The 4,538-nt window shown below is 63.7% G+C and carries 4 protein-coding genes, 1 pseudogene and 1 riboswitch; of the genes and pseudogenes, 1 reads left to right on the top strand and 4 read right to left on the bottom strand.

The features are described from left to right. A partial coding sequence (gene gcvH, locus Q0L57_RS02165) for a glycine cleavage system protein GcvH (protein WP_296737364.1) occupies window positions 1–325 on the bottom strand: 325 nt, incomplete at its 3' end. Window positions 326–332: 7 nt separating this feature from the next. After that, complete coding sequence (gene gcvT, locus Q0L57_RS02160; protein ID WP_296737361.1) at window positions 333–1,433, bottom strand: glycine cleavage system aminomethyltransferase GcvT; 1,101 nt, start codon at window positions 1,431–1,433, stop codon at window positions 333–335. 149 nt (window positions 1,434–1,582) lie between these two features. Then, window positions 1,583–1,669, bottom strand: a riboswitch (glycine riboswitch). Window positions 1,670–1,959: 290 nt separating this feature from the next. Here gcvT and Q0L57_RS02155 point away from each other — a divergent pair. After that, window positions 1,960–2,964 carry a hypothetical protein gene (locus tag Q0L57_RS02155; RefSeq protein WP_366940852.1) on the top strand — a complete coding sequence of 335 codons (1,005 nt, stop codon included), beginning with the start codon at window positions 1,960–1,962 and terminating at the stop codon, window positions 2,962–2,964. A 207-nt stretch (window positions 2,965–3,171) separates the two neighbouring features. On the opposite strand, the pseudogene Q0L57_RS02150 reads toward Q0L57_RS02155, so the two are convergent. Together Q0L57_RS02150 and Q0L57_RS02145 are read right to left on the bottom strand one after the other, a co-directional pair. Beyond that, window positions 3,172–3,913: pseudogene (locus Q0L57_RS02150) on the bottom strand (molybdopterin-dependent oxidoreductase). Between the two features lies 1 nt (window position 3,914). Continuing rightward, window positions 3,915–4,538, bottom strand: a 624-nt coding sequence (locus Q0L57_RS02145; RefSeq protein ID WP_296737357.1) for a cytochrome b/b6 domain-containing protein, incomplete at its 5' end; no start/stop codon positions are given.

The following is a 4,538-nucleotide window of genomic DNA, read 5'->3' as shown; positions in this document are numbered from 1 at the left end:
CGAGCTGGCTTTCGTTGGCGAGCTTCATCTTCCAGAGCCAGCCGTCGCCGGTCGCCGCCGAATTGACGAGCGAGGGGTCGGCCGACAGCGAGGCGTTGGCCTCGGTGATCTCGCCGTCGACCGGCGCGTAGACGTCGGAGGCCGCCTTGACGGATTCGACGACGACGGCGGTATCGCCCTTGGCGAGCTTGCGGCCGATTTCCGGCAGCTCGACGAAAACGAGATCGCCGAGCTGTTCCTGCGCGTAGTCGGTGATGCCGACAGTTGCGACACCGCCTTCGACGCGGAGCCATTCGTGGTCTTCAGTGAAGTAGGTCTTTGCCATCGGAAAATCATCCTTTGCGGTAGCGATGTGGAGTGAAGGGCAGGGACGCCACGTCGACGGGGATTTTCGTCCCGCGGACATCGGCGAAGAGTTTCGCGCCGGGCTTGGCCAGCGCCGTATTGGCGTAACCCATGGCGACGGGATGCCCGGTCGAAGGGCCGAAACCGCCTGATGTGACGTGGCCGGCCGGATTGCCGTCGGCATCGATGAGCGCCGCGCCTGCACGAACAGGCTGGCGCCCGTCGGGCTTCAGGCCGACCCGCCTCCGCGACGGCCCGTGTTCGATGATAGAGCGCAACGCGCCGGCGCCGATGAAGTGGCCACCGGCGCGGACCTCCTTGGAGATTGCCCACATCAGCCCGGCGCTTGCCGGATCGATTTCCGGCGTCAGGTCCTGCCCGTGCAGGCAAAGACCAGCCTCGAGCCGCAGGCTGTCGCGGGCGGCGAGGCCGATCCACTGCACGCGCTCGTCCTCCAGGAGTTTGGCGACGAGATCGCGGGCATCCGCTTCCGGCAGGCCGATCTCGAAACCGTCCTCGCCGGTGTAGCCGGAGCGGCTCATGAACCAGTTTTGACGCGGTTCGATGCCGTGCATGAAGAGCAGCGAACCTGTCTCCATGCCGGCCCGCGCGAGGGCTGCCCAGGCGTCCGGCCCCTGGATCGCCAGGAAAACACGGTCGAGCGGTTCCACATTGGCCTCGAAATCCGCGGCCAGCGCGCGAAGATGCCTCTCGTCCTCGGCGGCGTTGCCGGCATTGGCGACAACCATGAAACGGTCGTCGCCGAGGCGCGTGACGATCAGGTCGTCGATGATGCCGGCAGCCTCGTTGAGGAAGAAGGTGTATTTGGACTGGGAAATTTCCAGCGCGCCGGCATCGAGCGGGCAGGCGCGGTTGAGCAGCGCCACCGCACCCGGGCCGCTGACGTCGAACAGCTTCATGTGCGAGATGTCGAACAGGCCGGCATGCTCGCGCGTGTGAAGGTGTTCCTTCATCACGCCGGCCGGATAGGTGAGCGGCATCGACCAGCCGGCGAAGGCGCCGAAACGGGCGCCGGCGGCCTGATGCAAATCCTCAAGGGGTAGATGTCTGGTGTCTTCGCCTGTCATGTCTTCTCCAGAGTCGCACGCAATCGACCGCTGCTGGCGGTCCAGTCCGTGCCCCTCTGTCTGAAGCCTGAGAGACTCGCGCCCCGTAACTCTGTCGGCAGCGCTTACACCTTCGGCGCGGGGCTAGCCCCGACTTTCCAGAGTTGTCTTTCCCGTCTACGGTTCTTTTGCCTGAGAGATTTCGGGCGATTTCCCCTTCGGCGACAGCTTTCGCTGCTCTCTCCCGCAAACAGGTAGGACTCAGTCGCCTGAGCCCTCGACGCGCCATCCATAGCTCGCCGGCGACACGTTGTCACCTCCCCGCGACATCTAAAGTGCACTGCGCTGAAACAGGTTCGGGCAACGCGGCTCAGGTCTTGTGCGATGCATGCCGTTCTCCCAAACCATTGCGCATTTTCGTGTGACATGCACTGACCGACAAGTCTTCGCTAACCACGCCATTTGCCGGTTTCTCAAGATACTTCTGATATGCCTGTCCAGACGACGCATTAAGTTCGCCGGCAACGGGCGACGGGCAGGGATGGCAATGGGCGAATTGATCATGAGCGCTCCGGTTGCGGGGCTGACCTCGAAAAACAAGATCACGGCCGAGGACGTGACGATGCTGCGGCGCGAGGTTTTCGCCGACGGCGTGGTGAGCCGCGGCGAGGCGGAGGCGCTGTTCGCGCTCGACCAGACGGCGCGCGACAAATGCGCCGAATGGGCGCCGTTCTTCGTCGAGGCGGTGACCGACTACATCGTCCACGAGGAGAAGCCGGAAGGCTATATCTCGCAAGAGAATGCCGACTGGCTGGTCCGCATCGTCTCGCGCGATGGCGTGGTCGACAGCCGCACTGAGTTCGAACTGGTGGTGCATGTGCTGGAGGAGGCGAAATCCTCGCCGGGCCAGCTTTCGGCATATGCGCTGGAGCAGGTCGCGCATGCGGTGATCGACGGCAAGGGCCCGCTGGTGCAGGGCGGTAGCCTCGTTCCCGGCCATATCGCCAAGGCCGAGGTCGATCTGCTGCGCCGCATCCTCTACGCCTATGGCGGCGATGGCAACATCGCCATCAGCAAGGCCGAGGCGGAGGTCCTGTTCAGGATCAACGACCGGACCGCGGCCGCCGACAATGATCCGTCTTGGAACGACCTCTTCGTCAAGGCGATCGCCAACTATGTCATGTGCTCGGCCGGCTACGAGCCGCCGACGCGGGAAGCGGCGCTGCGCCACGAAACCTTCCTGGACGAGGCAGGCCCGACGCTTGGCGGCTTCTTCAGCCGGATGGCCGCGGGCGGGTTCGCCGCCATCCTAGAAGCCTATCGTTCTCCCGGTGGCATCGAGGCGGAATGGGAAGCCAGGAACCGGGCCGCCGAAGCGCTTTCCCGCCGCGCCGAAACCATCGACGCCGGCGAGGCGAAATGGCTGGCCGAGCATGTGGGCAATGGAAATCGCCCGCTGCGTGACAACGAACGCGCTCTGCTTACTTTGATCAAGCACGCCTCGCCGGAAATCCATCCTACATTGAAGCCGCTGCTCGATAAGGTGGCGTGAGCGGCTGAACCGATGGTTATCTAAAAGCAGCTCTCCCACAGCGTGGCCAAAACAGCAAACAACAAGATAGCCGCGCTCAAGAAACATCTCCGCACTGCAATCGTGTCGGCGGGCTTTTTGCCTGCTCGGACTTCCGGGGATAGCACTGCGCTAGCAAGGAGCAATGGTACCAGGAAAGATAGGCCGTATTCTGCAGGCGAGGCAGTATCAAATCCCGCCGTACCAGTCGTAGCCATTGTCTTCCCAATAGCCGCCGCGGCCGCCGCCGACATTGGCAAAGCTGTCGACCAGCTCGATCTTTGAAAGGTATTTCGGCATCTTGTAGCCGAGTTGGCGCTCGACCCGCACGCGCAGCGGCGCGCCGTTCTCGACCGGCAACGGCTTGCCGTTGAGGCCATAGGCCAGGATCGTCTGCGGGTGGCGGGCGTCGATCAGGTCGATGGTGCCGTAATATTTGATGTCGCCGGACAAGCTTTGCTCGATCGTGTCGAGGCAGTGGAACATCACATAGCGGGCCTGCGGCTTCACCACCGCCTGATCGAGCGACGCAGTCATGGCGGGTGATCTGGGTGCGGCTCGGCATGTTCTGGAGCTGCTCGCGGGTCAGCGACAGCGGCTTCTCGACAAGCCCGGTCACCTCCAGGCGCCAGTCGGCGAAATTGTTGGCGAGCAGGCTCTTGTAGGTGTCGTCATCGGGCGCGGTGACGCCGTTCGGCCGCTGTGGCTGGCGGATGTCGGCCTCGGTGAATTCCGGCGCCAGCGCGTCCCTGCCGGCAATCAGGCGCTGCGCGTGCCAGGTCAGGTCGTTGGCGTTTTCGAGGAAGCTGCGCAGGCCGCCGCCGATGCCCAGCCCGCTGTCGAAGGCATCGCAGCCCGACAGCGCGATGCCGGACAGGCCGAGGCTGCTGGCGGTCAGAAACTTGCGGCGGCTGATCTGGAATTTTGCCATGTCAGACGCTCCTCTCGGTTGGCTGCTCGTGCTTCGCTGGCGGGTCGGTGCGATACCAGCCGGTGATGATCGAGCGCAGTTCGTTGATCGGGCCGGCGGCGATGATCATCAGGATGTGGACGATGAAGAAGAGGACGAGCAGCACCATGATCGTGAAATGGATGGTGCGCGCCGTCTGCCGGCCGCCGAGGATTTCGTTGAGCCAGGGCAGCACCGAATCCATGCTCGGCGACATGGCAAGGCCGGTGACGATCATCAGCGGCAACAGCACGAAGAGCACGCCGCCATAAGCCATCTTCTGCAATGTGTTGTATTCGCGGGTGTGGTGGAACTTCAGCTTCGCATGATCGACGATGTCGCGCGGCAGCTTGCTCAGATCAGACAGGCGAGGGGCAAGGTCTCGGCGGATATGGCCATTGATCAGGCTTGCGATCAGCCAAAGGAGCAGCGTCGCGCTGAGCACCCAGGCGAAAAAGAAATGCACGACGCGGGCGGTGCCGAGATCGTAGTAGGAGGGAATTGTCGCCCAGGCAGGGAAGCCGCGGGGCGTCTCCTGTCCCGGTGGGCCCGACCAGCCGAGCACGCCGGTCGTGTCGAAGCGATGGCCGAAGATTTCGGTGAAGCC

The organism is Mesorhizobium sp., from assembly GCF_024509055.1.
GTDB lineage: Bacteria > Pseudomonadota > Alphaproteobacteria > Rhizobiales > Rhizobiaceae > Mesorhizobium.
The sequence above is the reverse complement of the archived record's forward strand: the minus strand, read 5'-3'. Positions and strand labels throughout refer to the sequence as shown.

Bases quoted from the DNA above. Each gene is read 5' to 3' on its own strand.
- gcvT (WP_296737361.1), bottom strand. From the start codon at position 1,433: ATGACAGGCGAAGACACCAGACATCTACCCCTTGAGGATTTGCATCAG.
- Q0L57_RS02155 (WP_366940852.1), top strand. From the start codon at position 1,960: ATGGGCGAATTGATCATGAGCGCTCCGGTTGCGGGGCTGACCTCGAAA.